18 protein-coding genes are annotated in these 19,146 nt (G+C 66.8%); 3 read left to right on the forward strand and 15 right to left on the reverse strand.

Annotation, left to right across the window (positions count from 1 at the left end; genetic code table 11):
- Window position 1: 1 nt before the first annotated feature.
- The 4 genes from AUL34_RS07790 to AUL34_RS07805 form a co-directional block, all read right to left on the reverse strand.
- The gene (locus AUL34_RS07790; protein WP_061932897.1) at window positions 2-535 is read right to left on the reverse strand and encodes a hypothetical protein; all 534 of its coding nucleotides are present in this window, start codon (window positions 533-535) and stop codon (window positions 2-4) included.
- Between the two features lie 100 nt (window positions 536-635).
- Entirely contained in the window at window positions 636-1,670 is a 1,035-nt protein-coding gene (locus AUL34_RS07795) for a YcjF family protein (protein ID WP_061932899.1), read from the reverse strand.
- Complete coding sequence (locus AUL34_RS07800) at window positions 1,667-3,124, reverse strand: YcjX family protein (RefSeq protein ID WP_061932901.1); 1,458 nt, start codon at window positions 3,122-3,124, stop codon at window positions 1,667-1,669. The genes AUL34_RS07795 and AUL34_RS07800 overlap by 4 nt, the downstream gene beginning before the upstream one ends.
- Window positions 3,125-3,208: 84 nt before the next feature.
- Window positions 3,209-3,709, reverse strand: a complete 501-nt coding sequence (locus AUL34_RS07805; RefSeq protein WP_061932903.1) for a histidine phosphatase family protein — start codon at window positions 3,707-3,709, stop codon at window positions 3,209-3,211.
- 285 nt (window positions 3,710-3,994) lie between these two features.
- On the opposite strand from AUL34_RS07805, the gene dksA reads away from it, so the two are divergent.
- Window positions 3,995-4,411 (forward strand): RNA polymerase-binding protein DksA, encoded by a 417-nt coding sequence (gene dksA / locus AUL34_RS07810; RefSeq protein ID WP_061932905.1) that lies wholly within the window; start codon window positions 3,995-3,997, stop codon window positions 4,409-4,411.
- 74 nt (window positions 4,412-4,485) lie between these two features.
- Here the strand turns inward: dksA and AUL34_RS07815 are convergent, their stop codons facing one another.
- Entirely contained in the window at window positions 4,486-6,216 is a 1,731-nt protein-coding gene (locus AUL34_RS07815; RefSeq protein WP_061932907.1) for a flagellar biosynthetic protein FliO, read from the reverse strand.
- A gap of 252 nt (window positions 6,217-6,468) precedes the next feature.
- Between AUL34_RS07815 and cckA the strand changes: the two genes are divergently transcribed.
- On the forward strand, window positions 6,469-9,015 hold the full coding sequence (gene cckA, locus AUL34_RS07820; protein WP_244492482.1) for a cell cycle histidine kinase CckA: 2,547 nt from the start codon (window positions 6,469-6,471) through the stop codon (window positions 9,013-9,015).
- A 160-nt stretch (window positions 9,016-9,175) separates the two neighbouring features.
- Here the strand turns inward: cckA and AUL34_RS07825 are convergent, their stop codons facing one another.
- Window positions 9,176-10,144 (reverse strand): hypothetical protein, encoded by a 969-nt coding sequence (locus AUL34_RS07825; protein WP_156420829.1) that lies wholly within the window; start codon window positions 10,142-10,144, stop codon window positions 9,176-9,178.
- A gap of 148 nt (window positions 10,145-10,292) precedes the next feature.
- Here AUL34_RS07825 and recA point away from each other — a divergent pair, with 148 nt between their 5' ends.
- Complete coding sequence (gene recA / locus AUL34_RS07830) at window positions 10,293-11,366, forward strand: recombinase RecA (protein WP_061932911.1); 1,074 nt, start codon at window positions 10,293-10,295, stop codon at window positions 11,364-11,366.
- A 59-nt stretch (window positions 11,367-11,425) separates the two neighbouring features.
- On the opposite strand, the gene AUL34_RS07835 is transcribed toward recA, so the two are convergent.
- The 9 genes from AUL34_RS07835 to phnL all read right to left on the reverse strand — a co-directional run bounded on the left by AUL34_RS07835 (window position 11,426) and on the right by phnL (window position 19,145).
- Window positions 11,426-12,469 carry a zinc-dependent alcohol dehydrogenase family protein gene (locus AUL34_RS07835; protein ID WP_061932913.1) on the reverse strand — a complete coding sequence of 348 codons (1,044 nt, stop codon included), beginning with the start codon at window positions 12,467-12,469 and terminating at the stop codon, window positions 11,426-11,428.
- Between the two features lie 87 nt (window positions 12,470-12,556).
- Window positions 12,557-13,168 (reverse strand): phosphonate metabolism protein/1,5-bisphosphokinase (PRPP-forming) PhnN, encoded by a 612-nt coding sequence (phnN, locus tag AUL34_RS07840; RefSeq protein ID WP_244492483.1) that lies wholly within the window; start codon window positions 13,166-13,168, stop codon window positions 12,557-12,559.
- Window positions 13,161-14,309: an alpha-D-ribose 1-methylphosphonate 5-triphosphate diphosphatase gene (locus AUL34_RS07845; RefSeq protein ID WP_061932915.1), complete on the reverse strand. Its 1,149-nt coding sequence runs from the start codon at window positions 14,307-14,309 to the stop codon at window positions 13,161-13,163. The genes phnN and AUL34_RS07845 overlap by 8 nt, the downstream gene beginning before the upstream one ends.
- The gene (locus AUL34_RS07850; RefSeq protein WP_061932917.1) at window positions 14,306-14,983 is read right to left on the reverse strand and encodes a DUF1045 domain-containing protein; all 678 of its coding nucleotides are present in this window, start codon (window positions 14,981-14,983) and stop codon (window positions 14,306-14,308) included. Before AUL34_RS07850 ends, AUL34_RS07845 begins: the two co-directional genes overlap by 4 nt.
- Complete coding sequence (gene phnE / locus AUL34_RS07855) at window positions 14,983-15,795, reverse strand: phosphonate ABC transporter, permease protein PhnE (protein ID WP_061932919.1); 813 nt, start codon at window positions 15,793-15,795, stop codon at window positions 14,983-14,985. Before phnE ends, AUL34_RS07850 begins: the two co-directional genes overlap by 1 nt.
- Window positions 15,796-15,869: 74 nt before the next feature.
- Window positions 15,870-16,862, reverse strand: a complete 993-nt coding sequence (gene phnD / locus AUL34_RS07860) for a phosphonate ABC transporter substrate-binding protein (protein ID WP_156420830.1) — start codon at window positions 16,860-16,862, stop codon at window positions 15,870-15,872.
- 26 nt (window positions 16,863-16,888) lie between these two features.
- Complete coding sequence (gene phnC / locus AUL34_RS07865) at window positions 16,889-17,737, reverse strand: phosphonate ABC transporter ATP-binding protein (protein ID WP_061932927.1); 849 nt, start codon at window positions 17,735-17,737, stop codon at window positions 16,889-16,891.
- A gap of 32 nt (window positions 17,738-17,769) precedes the next feature.
- On the reverse strand, window positions 17,770-18,432 hold the full coding sequence (locus AUL34_RS07870; protein ID WP_061932929.1) for a DapH/DapD/GlmU-related protein: 663 nt from the start codon (window positions 18,430-18,432) through the stop codon (window positions 17,770-17,772).
- Window positions 18,432-19,145 carry a phosphonate C-P lyase system protein PhnL gene (gene phnL / locus AUL34_RS07875; protein ID WP_061932931.1) on the reverse strand — a complete coding sequence of 238 codons (714 nt, stop codon included), beginning with the start codon at window positions 19,143-19,145 and terminating at the stop codon, window positions 18,432-18,434. Before phnL ends, AUL34_RS07870 begins: the two co-directional genes overlap by 1 nt.
- Window position 19,146: the final 1 nt, after the last annotated feature.

The following is a 19,146-nucleotide window of genomic DNA, read 5'->3' on the forward strand; positions in this document are numbered from 1 at the left end:
GTCAGTCGGCGAGCGAGGCCTTCTTGATGCTCTCGTCGCGCTTCAGCGTCATGCCGATCACGGGCACGAGCTCGCCGGCGACCTGCACCGAGATCGTGATCATAAGTTTGTTCTTTTCTTCGAGGCGCGCGACCATCGCACCCTTCAGTTGCTTCCGGTCGAGGCCAACCACGACCTTGTTGCCGGAAACGTCGCCGGAAACGATGTCGAGACCCTTGCCGCCCGACCCGTCGAGGAACGTTCCCTTGTAGGATGTGCCGCCCTTGGTGAAGGTCGCGTTCATCGGCTGCGAGAACATGCCGACCCGGCATGATCCGTCCAGCGCCATGCCGACGGCCTTTGCAGGCTGGAGACCGGCGAGGTCACACACGAACTTGGTGCCCTTGTATTTTCCGGCGACGATTTCCCCGGGCCCGGTCCAGCGACCGAACACGGTCTTGAAGAAGGTCTCGTCCACGTCGGCAGCGCGCGCAGGGAGGGCCGCGGTGCAGGCGAGAGACAGAAGCGACAAACCGGCGACGATGGGGCGGAGCATGGCGGGCCTTCGGAGCGGCAAGGACATGGACGGTATCTATCGCTCGGAACGGTTAACCGAACCTTTCGACCGGACTTCGACGTTCACGCGGGGTGCCGGCTCACTCACCGCCCATGGGTTTGAGATCGTTCAGGAAATCCCCGATACGCGGGCGCTGGACGCTGAGAAATGGCAGGGGGCGACAAAGGTCCATGGCGGCGATGCCGACGCGCGCGGTGAGAAGGCCGTTGACGAGACCCTCGCCGAGTTTGGCCGAAAGCCGGGCGGCCAGTCCATGCCCGACGACCTGACCCACGAGGCCGTCCCCGATCGCGATGGACCCTGTGACGGCAAGATGCGCCAGGACGTCGCGAACCAGCCGGAGGAGGCCGATCGTACCCGGGCGAGCGCCGTACAGGGTCGAGATTGCACGGATCAGCCGGACCGTCTCGAACAGCACGAAGGCGAGATCCATGAAGGCGCGCGGGCTGACAGCGGTCACCACCGACACGCGCTTCGACGAGGCGAGCACCAGCGCGCGCGCCCTCGCATCCAGCGGAAGCAATAGTTCTCGCTCGGCCAGGGTGACGAGGTGGCGTCCGTCGATCACGTCGTCCCGCACGGCGTGCAGGCGCTCGCGTCCAGCGGCCGTTTCCGGGCGCGCCGAAACCAGCTTCACGAGACGTGCCACCACGGCGCTCGCGTCCGCTGCGGAGTCGGTCTCGTAGGCCCGACGCCCGTCGGCACGCTCGCGCTCCACGTCGTTCAACCGCATGATCCCCAGCGCTTCCCGCCCGACGACACCGAGGAGCCCGATCAGAAGCAGCAATGCCAGACCGAGCGCCGTCCAGCCCAGCCAGTCCGCCCGCTGGAAGAGATCGCGGATGAACGCGTCGAGCGCCAGGCCGAAGGCGATCGAAACCAGGGCACCGAGCGCACCGAGGGCGAGCTTGCCGAAGGAGAAGCTGCCGCGCCGCCGCAGTGCCGGCTCCGCGTCGAGCGCGGCCGCCGCTTCTGCCTCCAACGCGTCGTCCGGCTCGATCCGGACCCGTTCGAGGTCGGAGAAGCTCCGTGGCATGCGCGGCTGGGGCGGAGCCGGGACGAGTGGCGGCTCGACGGAGAAGGCGGCGGGACGCCGGGGCGGCAGGTCGCTCATGCCAGACGGTCTCCGAGAAGGAACTGAAGCGCGCGGTCGAGCCGGATCTGGGGCAGGGACAGCGTCAGGCCTTCAGCCGTGCGTTCGAGGCGGGGCGGCCTGAAGCGCACGAAGGTCATCGGATCCAAAGCGCCGGATCCGTCTTCGCGCGCCTGCAGGATGCGTGAGGCATCTTCCGGTAGGTCGCCGGGAAAAACGGCGGTTTCGGTCTTGCCGTCGAAGCGCTGCCCCGCGATTTCCTCGCCGGCGATCGGCGTGCCGACGATGACGGGCAGCGTTTCGCCCCGGTCGGTCACGGTCGCCTCATGCGTCGCGCGCACCGCCGCCATCGCGGCGACTTCCGTCTGTGCGCCGGACAGCTTCGCTCGGTTCACCGCGCCGTCGACGAGGCGTCGGACGACATTCTCCAGCCGCTGATGGCTCGTGCGATGAAGATGGTCGGCCTTGGTAGCCGCGACGAGGATGCGGTCGATCCGCGGTGTCAGCAGCGATCCGAGCCAAGATGCCTTGCCGGGGCGGAAGCAAGCGAGGATGTCAGCGAGTGCGGTCTCGAGGTCCTGCACCGCTTCCGGCCCTGCATTGATCGCCTGGAGCGCGTCGACGAGCAGGATCTGCCGGTCGAGGCGTGCGAAGTGCTCGCGGAAGAAGGGCCGCACGACGACGGTCTTGTAGGCTTCGTAGCGCCGTGCATGGACCGCACCGTAGCTGCCCTTCGGATAGATGCGGCCCGGTTCCACAACGAGTGGCGCGAAGGTCAGCGCCGGTGAGCCTTCGAGATCCCCGGGCATCAGGAACCGGCCGGGCGGCAGGGTCGAGAGCGCCGTGCGGTCCTCGCGGCAGGCCCGCAGGTAATCGGCGAACGTCGCGCTCAGCCGTTGGCTGGTCGGCTCGTCGGCGGCCGAAGCCGGATCGATCGCGGCGAGCGCGTCGAGGAACGGCCGGGCCATGCGGTCGCGCGAAGGCAGCCGGGCACGCTCCAGCGATTCCTGCGAGAAGGTCGCGAAGTCCTTTTCGAGGAGCGGAAGGTCGAGCAACCATTCGCCGGGATAATCGACGATGTCGATCGACAGCTTGCCCGGTGACAGGAAGCGCATCCATCCCGATGCCGACTCGTACTCGATCGTCAGCCGGAGTTCCGAGATCGCCCGCGTCGACTGCGGCCAGATGCGCTCCTCCAGCATCGCACGCAGATGCTCTTCGTATTGAAAGCGCGGCACCGCGTCGTCAGGCTGTTCTTCAAGGTAGGCGCGAGAGATCCGTCCCGAGCTTTGCGCCTCGAACACCGGCAGTCGGCCGCCGTGAAGGAGGTTGTGCACCAGCGCGGTGATGAACACCGTCTTGCCGGCGCGCGAAAGACCGGCGACGCCGAGCCGAAGGGTCGGATGGAACAACCCCGCGCCACGATCCGAGAGGTTGTCGAAGACGATACGCGCTTCGTCGGCAATGGATGGCATGGGGAACCGATCGGGTCTCGAATGGCCGGGCAGGAGCACCGCATATAGTCGGCTCGGGCCACGCTCGACAGGCCGGTGGGAGTCTCAAGGTTTCAGGAGCGCGCGCAGCGTGCCGCGCAGGGCGCCGTTCCGGCTTGCGGGATCCAGATCGACGATCAGCCAGTTGGCGGTGCCGATCCCCGCTCGCGCGGCGCGCAGTACGTCCGTATCGGTTGTGCAGATGTCGAAGACGAGCTGCTCGATCGTCGGGTTGTGGCCGACGAGCAGGAGTTCACCTTCCCCTTCCGCGTCCCTGATTTCGGCTTCGTACGCAACGGAGCCGAGCGCATAGAGCTTGTCGCTGAAGCGGATGTCCGCGCTCGCCGGCAACGCCTTGCGCACGAGGTCGAGCGTTTGCCGCGCCCGAACGGCGGTCGAGCACACGACGCGCCCGATCCGAACGGCGTTCGCCTCGACGCGCGAGGCGAGCCGGATCGCGTCCTCTTGCCCTCGGTCGTCGAGCACGCGCTGGTGATCGCGCTGCCCCGGTACGGCCCAGGACGAATGCGCGTGGCGCAGGATATGGATCGTTTGTCCAACCGTCATGAAACTTCGATAGGACACCCGCGAGGCCAGGTCGAGTTTCGTTTGGGTTATCGCTACGGCATGTCGCAACGCCTGCGTGTGGGTTCCAGCGGCTCGCGTCGTGTCCGAGAGCCAGCTGTCCTGAAGCTGAACACCGCACCGCGACGTTCACCTTTAGGTCACGAACCTGCTGCGATTATCGCGGTTTAGCGTTCCTCGAGGTGCCGATGATCACCCAGACCGCCAACTTGTCCGCTTCATCAACGCTCGCTATAAGCCCGCGCAAAGCGCAGATGGAGGATCCGCATGAGTGAAACCCTTCCGTTGGGAACCGGCTTGCCGGAAGACGGGGCCTTCATGAACGACCGCCAGAAGGAGTATTTCCGCAAGAAACTCCTCGCATGGAAGGCGGACATTCTGCGTGAATCGCGCGAGACGCTGGAAGCCCTGGCCAGCGAGAACGCAAACCTCGCGGATGCCGCCGATCGCGCATCGTCGGAGACGGATCGTGCCATCGAGCTGCGGGCGCGCGACCGCCAGCGCAAGCTGATCGCGAAGATCGATGCGGCGATTGAGCGGATCGATGATGGCACCTACGGCTATTGCGAGGAGACCGGAGAGCCGATCAGCCTGCGCCGCCTCGATGCGCGTCCGATCGCCACGTTGTCGCTCGAAGCGCAGGAGCGGCATGAGCGTCGCGAGAAGGTGTACCGGGACGAATAGCGTCCGTCGAGAAGCAGACATCTGGAACGAAAACGGGCCGCTGATGCGGCCCGTTTTCGTCCGTGCCGTCGGACCTAGCGACGTTCGGATACGTCGATCGTGAAGTCGTGAAGAAGTCGCTCCATTTCCTCCTCGAGGGTCAGAGGCCGCTCGGAGTCTTCGGGTTTTGCGTCCGCTGTTTCCGGTTCGCGCTGCGGCACCGAGACCGGGCTCGGCAGAACCTCCGGCTGTGGGGGGGGTGGCGGACGGACGGGCGGCACGGGGGCGACGGCTGGTTCCACGGGAACGGTGGCGCGTCGCTCTTGGATCGTGGTCGCGAAGCTCTTCACCGACAGCGGTGCAGGACCGGGCTCGCCCGCATCGGCGGCCGGGCCGGCGAACCCGACCTCGGCCTTCGTGGTCTCGTCCGCTCGCGGGGCGATCGGTGCCGGCGGCCAGCGTACGGGAACGCGTTCCGGCAGCAAAGGCTGGGGCGGGGCCGCGCTCCCTACCGAAGCGTCGCGCTCCGAAGGCGCGGGTGCGTCGACCGGCGCGTTCGGCAGCGGCGGCGTGACCATGATGCCCGGATTGGGCGCCCACAGAGACCGTGCCGGCGAGATCTCCGGCTCGGGGCGTGGCTGCGGAACGACGGGCGTCGCGCGTGAAAGCTGCGGCAGCGTAGGGGTCGCCATGGAGCGAGGCACGATCGGCGCCGGGCTGGAAGGCGTTGCCGCGACGGAAGGAGCAGGCGGGGTGATCGGAGGTGCTGCCGGCTTCGGGACGGACGGCGCCGATGCCGAGATGGCGGGCGCCGTAGGCTGTGCCGTGGGTGCTGCGGGCACCATCGTCTGCGCGACCGGAAGCGCCGCTGGTCGTGGCGGCATGACGGGTGGGGCGACCGCCGCGGGTTGTGTCGGTTCGGGAAGCGTCAGCGACGGCTCCACACGTTCCGGCATCGGAGGAACGGGCTCGGCGCGTCGGGGCACGGGAGCCATCGGGGCTGCAGGCGGAATGGGGCGCGACTGCGGGGTCGCAACCTGCGGTGCCTCAACCGCAGCCTCCTGGTATCGCGGCGCGGCCGGGTTGGGCTCGGCCGGAACCGCAGCATCGGCCCGTCGCGCCGGCGCGACGTCTTCCGCCATCCGAACCGCGGGCGAGACCGGCGGTGCGGAGACAGGCGTGGCGGGCATCGAGGCAGGTGCCGAAGGGTTCGAAGCCGGGGCGGGCCGATTGTCCGGCGAGGCGGTCGACGGACCCTGAGCGACGTTGGGCGCACGGCCCTCGTTGGGAAAGCCGCGTTCCGGCATCACAGTTGGCGCGCGCGGGGAAGGCTCAACCCTGTTTTCCGCAATCGCGCTGGTGCGACCTTCGGCCACCGGCGCGATCGCCGGATGCTCGCGAGGCGACTGCGCATCGCTCGGCACCGGTTGCACGTCGGGACGGGGCGTGCGCCTGTGCGGCAGCGGTTGCTGCGGGTGGCGCTGCTCGGGCTCCGCAAAGCCCGGCTCCTGGCGCGGGCGACGTGCCTGTCCGCGAACGATGCCGGGTTCCACCACCAGATCGTTCTGGCCGCCGATCAGGATGAGATGCTCGACATCGTCGCGCCGCACCAGCACGAGTTTGCGCTTCGGATCCACGGGTGCCATGTCGAGAACCGCGAGGCGAGGCGCTCGCGAGCGTCCGCCGATACCGCCGCTTCCGGCGAAGATCCGCTTGGCCAGGCCGATCAGCACCAACGCCAGCAGCACCACGAGCGCAGCCGCCAGAATCACCGTCATGATCGGGGCCAGGCTGTCGCCGACGATGCTCGCGAGCCACTCACGCATTTACCATATCCTCCTGGGTCGCCGGATGCGAAGGACCGAGGTTGTCCCGCGCGTACGACGCCGCTTCTGCAATCTAGGGTTCGGCTGGCGGGGCTCCAGCGCCACGTCAGCTTCGGAACATAGTGCCGTGCCATCATGTCGAACGATTGCGTATGGCGCAAATTCGACAGATTCTCGTGCCCGTGCCGTTCCGCTCTAATCTGTTCGGCTTTGCCTCGGAAGGGTCGATCGTTCGCATATGGAACTTCTGCTGTGGACCAGACGCCCGCTTCCGTGCCGCCCTTGAGCGACAAACCCCTGATCGACGGACGGGCGGACTCCAGCAGCGTGCGTCGGCTCCTGTTCCTTGCCGGCTTCGTTTTCGTGTTCTCGGCCACGCTCGCGCTTCTCGGCCATTCCTATGGTGCCGTCGCTCTGCTGGCGATGTTCGCCATCCTGGCGATGTGCGGTATCATCGCCGTGTTCGGGCTGGCGCTCGGCTTCCTGCGGTTCGGTCCGCGCGAGGCCGGCGCGGACATTGCGCGCGAGGCGCTCAATTCCCTGCCCATCGGCATGCTGGTCACCGACCGCAAGAGCCGCATCATCTACGCCAACAACGCCTATGGCGAGGAAACCGGCGCCTCGGGTCCGGCATCGGTGCGCAGCTTGGAGCGGCTGCTGTCGCGCGAAGCGGAGGCATCCGAGGCCATCTATCGGCTGGCGAACCTTGCACGCGAGAACAAGTCCGGCCAGGAGGAGTTTCGCCTGACGCGGCGGCTCGGCAGTACCGGACCCTCGTCGCCCCACTGGTATCGCGCCTCGGTGGGACCGTTCGGTGATGAGGCGGCCGGCCTTCAGCTCTGGCAGATCGCCGACATCACGCCGGAGCGGGAGGAGCAGGAATCCTTCTTCAAGAACCTGCAGCACGCGATCGACTATCTCGACCACGCGCCCGCCGGTTTCTTCGCAGCCGACGAGCTCGGGCGGATCGCCTATATCAATGCGACGCTGGCGGACTGGCTGTCGCTGGATCTCGCGACCTTCAAGCCCTATTCGCGGTCGATCACCGACTACCTGGGTGAAGGCGCCGCCAGTTTCCTGCGCCGCGCCGGAGAGCCGCGTGCTCCGGGCACGGTCGAGAGCTTCGATCTCGATCTCGTGACGTCGGCGGGACAGCGACTGCCGGTGCGTCTCCTGCGCAACGCCACGCGCACGGCCGATGGCGCGCCAGGCCTGACGCGCACGCTCGTGCTCGACCGCGCGCCGCGCGGCAACGACGAGAACGCGCTGCGCGTCGCCGAAATCCGCTTCACCCGCTTCTTCAATTCCTCGCCCATGGCCATCGCGGCGATGGACGTGCATGGCCGCGTCACGCGCGCCAACGCGGCCTTCGCCAACCTCTTCGGCGACGAAGCGGCCCGCGGACGCACCGCCGTGTCGGACTGCCTGCGCGAGGAGAACCGCGAGGCGCTGCGCCATGCGGTCTCGGCCGCCATGCGGGGGCAGGCGGGCATCCCCTCGCTCGATGCCGACCTCATCGGCGAACCCTCCCGTTCGGCCCGCCTATATCTCAGCGCCAACGCCGACATCAGCGACGGGTCCGGCGAGGTTGCGATCCTCTACGGCGTCGACATTACGCAGCAGCGCACGCTGGAGGACCAGTTCGCCAAGGCCCAGCGCATGCAGGCCATCGGCAATCTCGCGGGCGGCATCGCGCACGACTTCAACAACGTCCTGACGATCATCACGGCCTCCGTCGACTTCCTGCTCCTGAACCACCGCACCGGGGACCCGTCGTTCCAGGACCTGCTTCTCATCAAGCAGAGCGCCAACCGCGCGGCGTCGCTGGTGCGTCAGCTGCTCGCCTATTCCCGTCGCCAGACGATGCGTCCCAAGATGCTGAACCTGACGGACGTGATCGCCGACATGCATCTTCTCCTGAAGCGCATTTCCGGCGACCACGTGAAGCTGGAGCGTCAGCACGCCCGCGATCTCTGGCCCGTGATGGCCGACATCGGCCAGTTCGAGCAGGTCGTCACCAACCTCGTGCAGAATGCACGGGACGCGATGTCCACGAATGGCCGCGTCATCATCTCTACGCGCAACGTGCCGGCCGCGGAGGCGGCCCAGTTCGGATACACGGAGCTCGGCGAGGGCGACTACGTTCTGATGGAGGTGTCCGACACCGGCTCCGGCATGCCCGCCGATGTCGCGGAACGCATCTTCGAGCCGTTCTTCACGACCAAGGAGATCGGCAAGGGCACCGGGCTCGGCCTGTCCATGGTGTACGGCATCGTCAAGCAGTCCGGCGGATCGATCTTCGTCGAGACCAAGCCCGGCGAAGGCACGACGTTCCGCATCTTCCTGCCTCGCCATATTCCGGCAGAGTCGCCGGCCACCAAGATCGAAGGGCAGACGCCCGCCGCGTCGAACGCCAAGCAAGACCTGTCGGGAACGGCATCCATCCTCCTGGTCGAGGACGAGGACAACGTGCGAGCCGGCAATGTGCGGGCGCTGAAGATGCGCGGCTACGAGGTCCATGAAGCCGCCAGCGGTATCGAGGCGCTGGAGGTGATGGAGGAAATCGACGGCAGGGTCGACCTCGTCGTGTCCGATGTCGTGATGCCCGAGATGGACGGCCCGACGCTTCTGCGCGAGATGCGCAAGCAGCGGCCTGACCTCAAATTCATCTTCGTCTCGGGCTATGCCGAAGACGCCTTTGCCAAGAACCTGCCCGAAGGCGAGAAGTTCGGCTTCCTTCCCAAACCGTTCTCTTTGAGGGAGTTGGCGGTCGCGGTGAAGGAAGCGCTTGAGGAGTAGGTGGCAGGCGGATGTCAGGCGCGTGATGGATTAAGGAACGCGCTACGGGGTGTCGGTCACGACTAAAATGCCTTAGCGATTAATAGCTTGCGATCACTACTTCATGGCCTTTGGGAAGTTGTAGAGAGCCGGGAGGTTTAGGGCCTTCGAGTTCCGCAGTTCAACTGATCACGACCTCCGGCACCGGCAAGTCCTGGTAGGCAGTATCGATCTTCACGATCGAAACGGCGTCGGCTTGGGTTTCCCCGCTTAAGGTGACTGCCGCCAAACCGCTCCGTGCGGCCTCGAGGAAGCGGCGTCCCGTCAGCCGTGCAGCGAAGGTGGCTCCGGCGAGCGTACCGACCGAACCCAAGACACGGTGCCTAAGCTCCGCCGGAGGGCATGGCTGCCGCCACGCGACGTCGCCGTCGACGACGAGGACGCGGCGTGGACCGTCGGTGATGACCGCTCTTTGCACGCCGGCCGAAATCGCTGCGCGGACGATTTCGTTATCCTGCGTGTCGGGGGCCAGGTCGAGAACGCTCTCGGCGGCTCGACGGGTTGCGAAGAGCATGGAGAGCCGAGGCAGCGTGTCTGCCAACCTCGGCGCCTTTTCCGACGAGACGGCGATGGCGGCGAGTGGCCGTTTCGGGTGAGCCGCCTTTAGATATCGGATGGAGGCCGCCGGAAGATTCGCATCGACGAGAAGGCCGTCGGCTGCTTCCAGCCGCGCCCTCAGATGTCGACGCGAGAGGATCCTCGGCACCAAGCGATCGTAAAGCTCCGTTTCGAAGACACCGCCGGCGTTGCCGCCTGGAAAATTCGAAGGCTCAGTCCAATCCGGCGAGCGACGATCCAGCCATATGATGCGCCCGTCACCGATCCCTAGCCGTTCGAGTTCCTCGCCGATGCGTTCGGCGGCAGCGTCGCCGCCGGCGGCGCTGACGAAGTGAACGTCCGCGCCGCGTGCGCGTAGCGCCGCAGCCGCCTGGAACGCGGCACCACCGATCCGTCCGGCGGTCTGGAGGGGACACGCTGCACTCCGCTGAGGAGCGATATCGGTGTCGGCCGTTCGTCCGATCTGGGCAGCACCGATGGCGACAACGAGAGGGCGGCGCGGGCATTCCCGCATTAACGCTTTGTTAGGCATCGTCCCGTTCCCGGCTGCAGCGAATCATCGATCAAATGGAGGAACAAAACGAGATCACCGCTTGTGAAATGAGAACAAAAAGGGTACATGAAGATCCACGGCATTCACGTTGCACCCCACCATCCCACATGGAATAAGGTCCTGCCCCATGGCCCAGAATTCACTCCGTCTCGTTGAGGATACATCGGTGGACAAATCAAAGGCGCTCGACGCAGCCCTGTCTCAGATCGAGCGGGCTTTCGGCAAGGGCTCCATCATGCGGCTCGGTGCGACCGAGAAGCTCGATATCGAAACGATCTCCACCGGTTCGCTGGGCCTCGACATCGCTCTCGGGGTCGGCGGCTTGCCGAAGGGACGCATCGTCGAGATCTACGGACCGGAATCGTCCGGCAAGACGACGCTGGCGCTACACACGATCGCAGAGGCCCAGAAGGCCGGCGGTATCTGCGCCTTCGTCGACGCGGAGCATGCGCTTGATCCGGTCTACGCCCGCAAGCTCGGCGTCGATCTCGACAGCCTCCTGATTTCCCAGCCCGACACGGGCGAGCAGGCGCTCGAGATCGTCGACACGCTGGTGCGTTCCGGTGCGATCGACATTCTCGTCGTCGATTCGGTCGCTGCCCTCACGCCGCGTGCCGAGATCGAAGGTGAGATGGGCGACTCGCTGCCGGGAATGCAGGCGCGCCTGATGAGCCAGGCGCTGCGCAAGCTCACGGGCTCGATCTCGCGCTCGAAGTGCATGGTCGTCTTCATCAACCAGATCCGCATGAAGATCGGCGTCATGTTCGGCTCGCCCGAGACGACGACGGGCGGTAACGCGCTGAAGTTCTATGCGTCGGTCCGCCTCGATATTCGCCGCATCGGCTCCATCAAGGAGCGCGAGGAGGTAACGGGCAACCAGACCCGCGTGAAGGTTGTGAAGAACAAGCTGGCGCCGCCGTTCAAGCAGGTCGAGTTCGACATCATGTATGGCGAGGGCGTGTCCAAGGTCGGCGAACTCGTCGATCTCGGCGTGAAGTCGGGCATTGTCGAGAAGTCCGGCGCCTGGTTCTCGTACAATTCCCAGCGCCTTGGTCAGGGCCGCGAGAACTCCAAGCAGTTCCTGCGGGACAATCCGGCTGTGGCGGCCGAAATCGAGTCCGCCATCCGTCAGAACGCCGGGCTGATCGCCGAGCAGCTTCTGCAGAACGGTGGGCCGGATCCCAACGACGACGCGGAATGATCGATTTGGAAAAGGGCGCCCCGGGGCGCCCTTTCTTTTTGCGCAAAGAACGAACGTGGTTAGATCCGCGGGTCGATCATGGTGATGCCGTCCGGCGCCGTCGCGCCCATGGCGACGAGGGCAGGGATCGCGGCCTCAAGCGAGAGCGTCTCACCGATGAGACGATCGGGACGCAGCGTTCCTGCGAGGATCATCTCGAGCATCGCCGCGTAGCGCCATGACTGCATGCCGTGGCTCCCATAGATCTCCAGTTCGTGGGCGATGACCTGCGCCATGGGGATCGAGGCCTGCGCATTCTCGGCCAACATCAGCCCGACCTGCACGTGGCGGCCACGTCGGCGCAGGTTGGCGATCGAGTTGAAACAGGTCTCGGGATGTCCGAGCGCGTCGAGCGACACGTGAGCGCCACCGCTGGTGATCTCGCGCACAGCCTCGACGACGGACGGCACCGAGCGCGCGTTGACGGTGGCGGCGGCACCCATCGCCCGGGCGAGCGCCAGCTTGCTGTCCGCCACGTCCACGGCGACCACCTGCGCGCCGAGCGCCGAGGCGATCATCACCGCCGACAGGCCGACGCCGCCTGCACCGTGGACCGCGACCCACTCGCCGCCGCGGACCCGGCCCTGGTCGACCACCGCACGGAACGACGTCGCGAACCGGCAGCCGAGACTGGCGGCGGTCTTGAAGTCCATGGCGTCGGGCAGACGTACGAGGTTGTTGTCGGCGCGATCGATGGCGACGTACTCGGCGAACGAGCCCCAGTGCGTGAAGCCCGGCTGAAACTGCGCCTCGCAGACCTGCTGGTGTCCCGCATGACATTCGCGGCAGCGACCGCAGGCCGCGATGAAGGGTACGGTCACCCGTTCGTCCGCATGGAAGTTCCTGACCTCGGATCCGACCGCCGTTACGACGCCGGCGAACTCGTGCCCGGGCACGTGAGGCAAACGGATATCGGTGTCGTGCCCCATCCAGCCGTGCCAGTCGCTTCGGCATAGGCCGGTCGCCATCACTTCGATGACGACGCCGTGGGGTGCGGGCACAGGGTCCGGCACATGGCGGATCTCGGGCATCCTCCCGAAGGCTTCGAAGACCATGGCTTTCATGATGCGCGCGTCCCGTAAGTCGACGGCATCTCTCGAACGCAATCGGTCTCGACGGTCAAGACCGTGTGCCCATCGACCCAGCCTTTGCTAGGTACCGGAACGTCGGAAGGACGGGGTATCGACGCTCGCCGCAAGCGCCACAAGCTGGCGCCGCAGCTGCTCCGCACCGGCCTCGGGTGCACCGCAATTGTCGATCGAGACGACGCTGCGGGCTCCATCCGGCACATCCAGGCCCACCTGCCGCGCAAGACGGGCTTCGACCTCGGCCGGCGTTTCGCGTCCGCGCGCCGCGATGCGCGCGACCAGAACGGCGCGAGGTGCGGTGATCTCGACGATCGCGATCCCGCCGAACCGAGCGTCGGCTTCGCCGAGCGAGCGACGGGAGAGATTGGCGACGACGAGGTTGCCGGCGCGAACGCTCTCTTCCACCGCGCGGGGCAGCGCATAGGCAAGGCCATGCGCCCGCCAGGTCAGGCAGAACCGGCCCGCTGCTTCCGCCTGCGAGAAGGCTTCGGGGTCGAGGCTGTCGTGCTCTTCCGTTCCCCCATCGCAAGGCCGCGTTATCACGCGCCGGGCTAGCTGGATGCGCGGCTCGCCGGCGAGGGACTCGAAGGCGAGGCGGATCAGCGTATCCTTGCCGGCGCCGCTGGGCCCGACCACGGCCACTAGCAGGCCCGCCCGCAGGCGATCCTCACGCAACGCGCCGACCCTCGCGCCAGACGCTTCGCACGACCGGCGGCGTCGCGGCCCCGGGCTCCGCCCGCACACGAACGAGGTCGGCACGCAGGCCGAGCTCGATCGCGCCGCGATCGTCCAGCCCGGCTACCCGGGCCGGCGTGCGGGTGACCATTGCGGCGGCCTGCGGCAGGCCGATCGACCCGGCCATGAGGAACGTCGCCTGGATCAGGCTGAAGGGCACGTAATCGGACGACAGGACGTCGAGCACTCCGATCTCCACGAGTTCCTTGGCCGAGACGTTGCCGGAATGCGAGCCGCCGCGCACCACGTTCGGGGCGCCCATCAGGACGGAAAGTCCCGACTCCCGGGAAAGCCGCGCAGCCTCCAGCGTCGTCGGAAACTCGGCGAGCGCGATGCCGAGAGCCCGGCTTTCCTCGACATGCGCCGCCGTCGCGTCGTCGTGACTGGCCAGGGTGATGCCGGTTGCGCGGCAGCGCTCGGCGATCGCGCGGCGGTTGCCGGGGGAGTTCGCTTCCGATTCGGCGACGCGACGGGCGCAGAACGCGTCGAACGCGGCGTCTGTCATCCGCATCTTGCCCTGGTAGTAGGTCCGATAGGTCTGCAGGTCCACGAACTGCCGCTGGCCCGGGGCGTGATCCATCAGCGATGCCAGGCGGACGCGTTCGCTGCCCATCAAGGATTCGAAGCTCGACAGAACGTCAGGCGCGGAGACCTCGCAGCGCAGATGGATGAAGTGCTCGGCCCTCAGCCGGTCGTCGTCGGTCGCCTCGGTGATCGCCTCAGCCATCGCGCCCATGTCGGCCGAGCTCAAGGCCGCATCCTCGTCCATGCCCACCCGCAGCGCATCGAAGACCGTAGTGATGCCGGAAGCGCAAACCTGCGCGTCGTGCGCCTGAAGAGCCGCGTGGATGTTCCAGCGCACCTTGGGTCGCGGCAGGTAGTGGCCTTCCAGATGGTCCGTGTGCAGTTCGACGAGACCGGGAAGGAGATGGTCGCCGCCGCAGTCGGTCCCCGTCCTCGTTGCACCGCTCGATATGTCCGCGATACGTCCGCCCCGCACGAGGACGCTGCCGGCAACGACCTCGTCTTTCAGAACGATGCGGGCGTTGGTGAAGACCTCTTCGGAGGGATGGCTGCTCATGTCGGGCTCGTTGGGGAAGCGGAAGAAAGGGAATGAAGGGCGTGGACCCGGAACGGCGCGCCAGCCTCGTCCTCCACGAAGAGGGCGAGCCCATCGACGGGGAGCGCTCGGCCGAGGACGGGAGCGAAGCGCTCGGCGAGCCGCGCCTCGACACGCGGCGCCTCATCGTCGGCGACGGGGCCCGTCAGGGTCATATGGAAGCGGAACTCGTCGAAGACATAGGGGTAGCCCCAGTCCTGGAGCAGTTCACGCTGGCGCTGCGTGAGGCGCTCCGGTGCGCGACGGGCTAGTTCGCTGTCGGTCAGCGGAGCGCGGAAGGTCTCGAAGCGGCGCACCGCCGCGTCGGCGAGGCGGGAGAGATCTTCCGCAGGCGTCTCGGGAACAAGCGCGAAGAACCGGCCGATACGGCGCAAGGCTAGGCGCTCTATCGTGACCGCGGGCGTTTCGGCACAGAACGCCGCGAGATCCTGGTCAAGATCGTCCAGCGTCTTGCCGTCCGCCAGCCGAAACGGCGGCTTCATCGTCGCATGGAAGCCGTAGCGCGCGGGCTCAGCGACTAGCGGGTCGGTCACGCCGGACCCTTGGCCTGAGAAGGCGTCGCGTCCCAGCCAGTCGGCGGCGATGCGGGTCAACTCGGCATCGTGTGGCGGCGTGAAGTAGATGGCGGCACGCATCAGATGACCCGCTTTCGAAGGCTTTGCGAAATGAGGTCCATCACCGTGACCGTCGCGACCACGACGATGAGAATGGCCGAGGCCTGCGGATAATAGAACCCGCGGATCGTCTCGAACAGGACCTGACCGATGCCGCCCGCACCGATGACGCCGAGAACGGTGGCGGCGCGCACGTTGGACTCCAGGCGGTAGAGCGAGAAGGAGATCCAGAGCGGCAGCACCTGGGGGATGACGCCGAAGACGATCTCCTGAAGCCGGGACGCGCCGGTGGTGCGGATCGCCTCGACCGGCCGCGGATCGATTGCCTCGACGGCCTCGGAGAACAGCTTGGCGAGAATGCCGGTCGTGTGGATGAAGAGTGCCATGACGCCGGCGAAGGGCCCGAGGCCGACGGCCACGACGAACAGCACGGCGAAGACGACTTCGTGAATGGCGCGGAAGAGGTCCATCAGGCGCCGCGCCGGCTGGTTCAGCCACCATGGCGCGATGTTGCTCGCCGACAGGATGCCGAACGGGATCGACAGCAGCACGGAAAGGAACGTGCCCCAGATGGCGATCTGCACGGTGACGACCATTTCCTCGAGATAATAGCGCCAGTCCGTGAAATCGGGGGAGAGGAAGCCCGACGCGTATTCCGCCATGTTGCCGGAATCGTTGAACAGCTGGGTCCAGCTGTCCATGTCGGCTGGTCCCCAGCTCCAGGCGAGGAGAAGCGCGAGCCCGACCCAGACCGCAAGACTGGCAAGCGATCGCTTGGGCGCCACTTCGGTGAAGGAAGCCGGCGTGGCCTCGGTGATGGGTGCTTGGGTCATGACCACTCCTTGAGGCCGGGCTCCACCGCCGCCGCCCCGAGGGCGCGGCGACAGCGGACCTGGTTCCTGGAACTTCAGCCCTGCGGGGCCGTCGCGAGCTTGGCCTCGTAGCTGGCCTTCTGTTCCTCGAGCGCTTTGAGCTTCGTGGCCTTCGCGTCGGCCGCGAGCGAAGCGTCGGCATTCACCTGCGCCATCGACTTCGAGACTTCCATGACGCGGATCGGCAGAAGCTGGTCGTCGGTCGAGGCGCGGAACGGCGCCCATTCGAGGCCCGCGAGCGTCTTCAGCTCTGCCGCCTTGTCGCCCTTGGACTGGTCGGTACCGTAGCCGAGAACGAAGGTCCGCAGCTTGTCCTTGGTTTCGGACGAAAGCTCCTGCGACCAGACCAGCGGATCCGACGGGATCAGCGGCGACTTCCAGATGATCTTGATCTTCTCGAATGCGGCCGGCTGGTTCTTCTCGATGAGGGCGAGATTCTCTGTGTTGTTGGCGGCGGCATCGAGCTGGCCGTTGGCGACGCCCATCGCGTTGGTCTCGTGATTGGCGTTGGTCACGTTATTGAAGCAGGTCTTCGGATCGACGCCCTTGGCGCCGAAGACGAAGGTCATCGGCACCAGGAAGCCCGAGGTCGAGTTCGGATCACCCAGGCCGAAGTTCACCGACTGATCGCACTTCAGGAGATCGTCGACGCTGGTGAGAGCCGAGTCCTTGGGCGCGAGGATCAGCGAGTAGTAGCCGGCCTCGCCACTCTCGGGCACCGACTGGGCGAAGACCTCGCCCTTGGCGCGGTCCACGGCTTCCATGGCCGACTTGTTGCCCATCCAGGCCATCTGCACCTTGCCGAAGCGCATGCCCTCGATCACGCCGGCATAATCGGTGGCGAAGAACGGCTCGACCTCGAGGTCCGTCTCCTTCTCCATGTCGTCCAGGAACGGCTGCCACTTGGTGCGCAGGTTCTGCTGGGACTCGGTCGAGATGATGCCGAAGTTGATGGTCTCGGCCAAGGCGGTGCCTGCGAGCGTCGAGGCGAGCGCGAGCGCCGCCATTCCCTTGAGGATCGCGTTCATTGTCGTCTCCGGTGGTGAGAAATGGCTTAGGCGGCCTCGAAGGCTCCAAGCCGCTTGTGCGGTACCGGCGCGGGCCGGGGTTCCGCATGCGCTGCCGGGGTATCCGGCAGGACGAGTTCTTCCGAGGCCGCGCCGTAGAGCTCGGACAGGAAGGCGTTGGTGAGGGCCGTGGACGGTCCGTCGAAGACGACGCGTCCCTCGCGCATGGCGATCGTGCGCGGAAAATAGCGGCGCGCGTACTCGACCTGATGCAGGGATACGAGGACGGTGATGCCGTCCGTGCGGTTGATGTCGGAGAGGATGTCCATCACCCGGCGCGCCGAGGCTGGGTCGAGGGAGGCGATCGGCTCGTCGGCGATGAGAATGCGCGAGCGCTGGACCAGGGTCCGGGCGATGGCCGCGCGCTGCTGCTGGCCTCCCGAAAGGGTGGACGCGCGCTGGCGCACGACCTTGGCGATGCCGACGCGGGCGAGGGCTGCCTTCGCCTCGTCCTTCTCGCTCTTGTTGAAGACGCCGAGTGTGCCGCGCCAGCGCGGGATTCGCCCGAGCTTGCCGATCAGCACGTTGGTCATCACGGAGAGGCGCGACACGAGGTTGAACTGCTGAAACAGGATCGACACGTCGCGCCGGGTCGCACGGGCGCCGGGCAGCATGCGCCCGCCGGCCTGGGTCGGCGCATCGAAGATCGCGACCTGGCTCCGTGCCCCGTCGCCGAGTTCGAGACCCGCGATGTGGCGGATGAGCGTGGACTTGCCCGAGCCGGACGCGCCGATCAGGCAGACCATCTCCCCGGCCTCGATGGACAGATCGACATCCGAAAGGGCTTGCGTCGTGCCGAAGCGCTTGGAGAGGCGAGACACGGAGATCGCGGTCATGGCGGTCGTCCTTCCGATTTTCGCGGACAGTGTCACGACGCGATGCGGTTCGCGTGACGCGCGGATGAAGCTTGCGTGACGCCTTCGTAGCGATCCAGAAATGCGCTGGCGTCGAGATTGCGGAAGTCATCGAGCGCAGCATGCAGCGCGTCGTGCGGCCAGTCCCACCACGCCAGAGCGTCCATGCGCGCCCCGACGCCCGGAGCGAAGCGGTCACGGATGACCCGGGCGGGTACGCCGCCGACGATCGTGTAGGGTGCGACGTCGCGGGTCACCACGGCACCGGAACCCACGACCGCGCCATTGCCGATGGTCACGCCCGGCAGCACGGTCACGCCGTGGCCGATCCACACGTCGTGGCCGATTGTCACGACATTCCGGCGCCGTGCTTCGAAGAAGTCGGCCTCGTCGGCCGCACCGTCGAAATAGTCGCCGGCGCGGTAGGTGAAGTGGTGCAGCGTGGCGCGCTCGACGGGATGGTTGGTCGCGTTGATGCGCACGCTCGCCGCGATGTTGGCGAACTTTCCGATCTGCGCGGCGAAGATCCGGCAGTCCTGCATGACGTAGGAGTAGTCGCCGAGCACGGTCTCGGAAAGGACCGAACGTGCCTCGACCTCGGTGTACCGTCCGAACGTCGTCGTCTCGATCTCGGCGCTCGGATGGACCCGCGGCGCGTGTTCGCTCAGCTTCGGCATCAGGCAGCCCTCCGGGCGGAAAAGGTCGAGACGTCGAGGATGCGTGTCGCCACGGCGGCGCGCACCGGCTCGTCGTGGAAGATGCCGAGGATGGCGACGCCACGCGCCAGCTTCTCGCGGATCATCGACACCACGACGTCGCGATTGGCGGCATCGAGCGAGGCGGTCGGCTCGTCGAGAAGCAGGATCGGATGGTCGGTCAGGAAGCCGCGTGCGATGTTGACGCGCTGCTTCTCGCCACCGGAAAAGGTCGCCGGCGGCAGATCGTGCAGCGCTTCCGGCAGGTTGAGGCGGCGGAGCATGTCCGCCGCCTTTTCCCGGGCTTCGTCCCGTGCGGTCCCGAGGCGCACGAGCGGATCGGCGACGACTTCCAGCGCGGAGGCGCGGGGCACGGCGCGCAGGAACTGGCTGACATAGCCGATGGAACGCTCGCGAAGGCCGAGCACGGTGCGCGGATCACCCGCACCGAGATCGCGCATCACCCCGTCCGCGACATCGCGAACCAGGATCGCGCCGCGATCGACGGCATAGTTGCCGTAGATCATGCGCAGGATCGAACTCTTGCCGACGCCGGAGGGGCCGCCCAGCACGACGCATTCGCCGGGTCGGAGATCGAAGGCGACGTTCTCGACCACGGGAAGCCTGAGCCCGCCGCGCAGGTGCATGGTGAAGGACTTGGCGACGCCTTCGACGGACAGGAGCGGAGAGGACATC

The sequence above is a fragment of the Aureimonas sp. AU22 genome (assembly GCF_001463745.1).
Classification (GTDB): Bacteria; Pseudomonadota; Alphaproteobacteria; order Rhizobiales; family Rhizobiaceae; genus Aureimonas.

Excerpts from the sequence above, each read along its gene's own strand:
- AUL34_RS07790 (WP_061932897.1), bottom strand. The coding sequence starts at position 535 with ATGCTCCGCCCCATCGTCGCCGGTTTGTCGCTTCTGTCTCTCGCCTGC.
- AUL34_RS07795 (WP_061932899.1), bottom strand. The coding sequence starts at position 1,670 with ATGAGCGACCTGCCGCCCCGGCGTCCCGCCGCCTTCTCCGTCGAGCCG.
- AUL34_RS07800 (WP_061932901.1), bottom strand. The coding sequence starts at position 3,124 with ATGCCATCCATTGCCGACGAAGCGCGTATCGTCTTCGACAACCTCTCG.
- AUL34_RS07805 (WP_061932903.1), bottom strand. The coding sequence starts at position 3,709 with ATGACGGTTGGACAAACGATCCATATCCTGCGCCACGCGCATTCGTCC.
- dksA (WP_061932905.1), top strand. The coding sequence starts at position 3,995 with ATGAGTGAAACCCTTCCGTTGGGAACCGGCTTGCCGGAAGACGGGGCC.
- AUL34_RS07815 (WP_061932907.1), bottom strand. The coding sequence starts at position 6,216 with ATGCGTGAGTGGCTCGCGAGCATCGTCGGCGACAGCCTGGCCCCGATC.
- AUL34_RS07825 (WP_156420829.1), bottom strand. The coding sequence starts at position 10,144 with ATGCCTAACAAAGCGTTAATGCGGGAATGCCCGCGCCGCCCTCTCGTT.
- recA (WP_061932911.1), top strand. The coding sequence starts at position 10,293 with ATGGCCCAGAATTCACTCCGTCTCGTTGAGGATACATCGGTGGACAAA.
- AUL34_RS07835 (WP_061932913.1), bottom strand. The coding sequence starts at position 12,469 with ATGAAAGCCATGGTCTTCGAAGCCTTCGGGAGGATGCCCGAGATCCGC.
- AUL34_RS07845 (WP_061932915.1), bottom strand. The coding sequence starts at position 14,309 with ATGAGCAGCCATCCCTCCGAAGAGGTCTTCACCAACGCCCGCATCGTT.
- AUL34_RS07850 (WP_061932917.1), bottom strand. The coding sequence starts at position 14,983 with ATGCGTGCCGCCATCTACTTCACGCCGCCACACGATGCCGAGTTGACC.
- phnE (WP_061932919.1), bottom strand. The coding sequence starts at position 15,795 with ATGACCCAAGCACCCATCACCGAGGCCACGCCGGCTTCCTTCACCGAA.
- phnD (WP_156420830.1), bottom strand. The coding sequence starts at position 16,862 with ATGAACGCGATCCTCAAGGGAATGGCGGCGCTCGCGCTCGCCTCGACG.
- phnC (WP_061932927.1), bottom strand. The coding sequence starts at position 17,737 with ATGACCGCGATCTCCGTGTCTCGCCTCTCCAAGCGCTTCGGCACGACG.
- AUL34_RS07870 (WP_061932929.1), bottom strand. The coding sequence starts at position 18,432 with ATGCCGAAGCTGAGCGAACACGCGCCGCGGGTCCATCCGAGCGCCGAG.
- phnL (WP_061932931.1), bottom strand. The coding sequence starts at position 19,145 with ATGTCCTCTCCGCTCCTGTCCGTCGAAGGCGTCGCCAAGTCCTTCACC.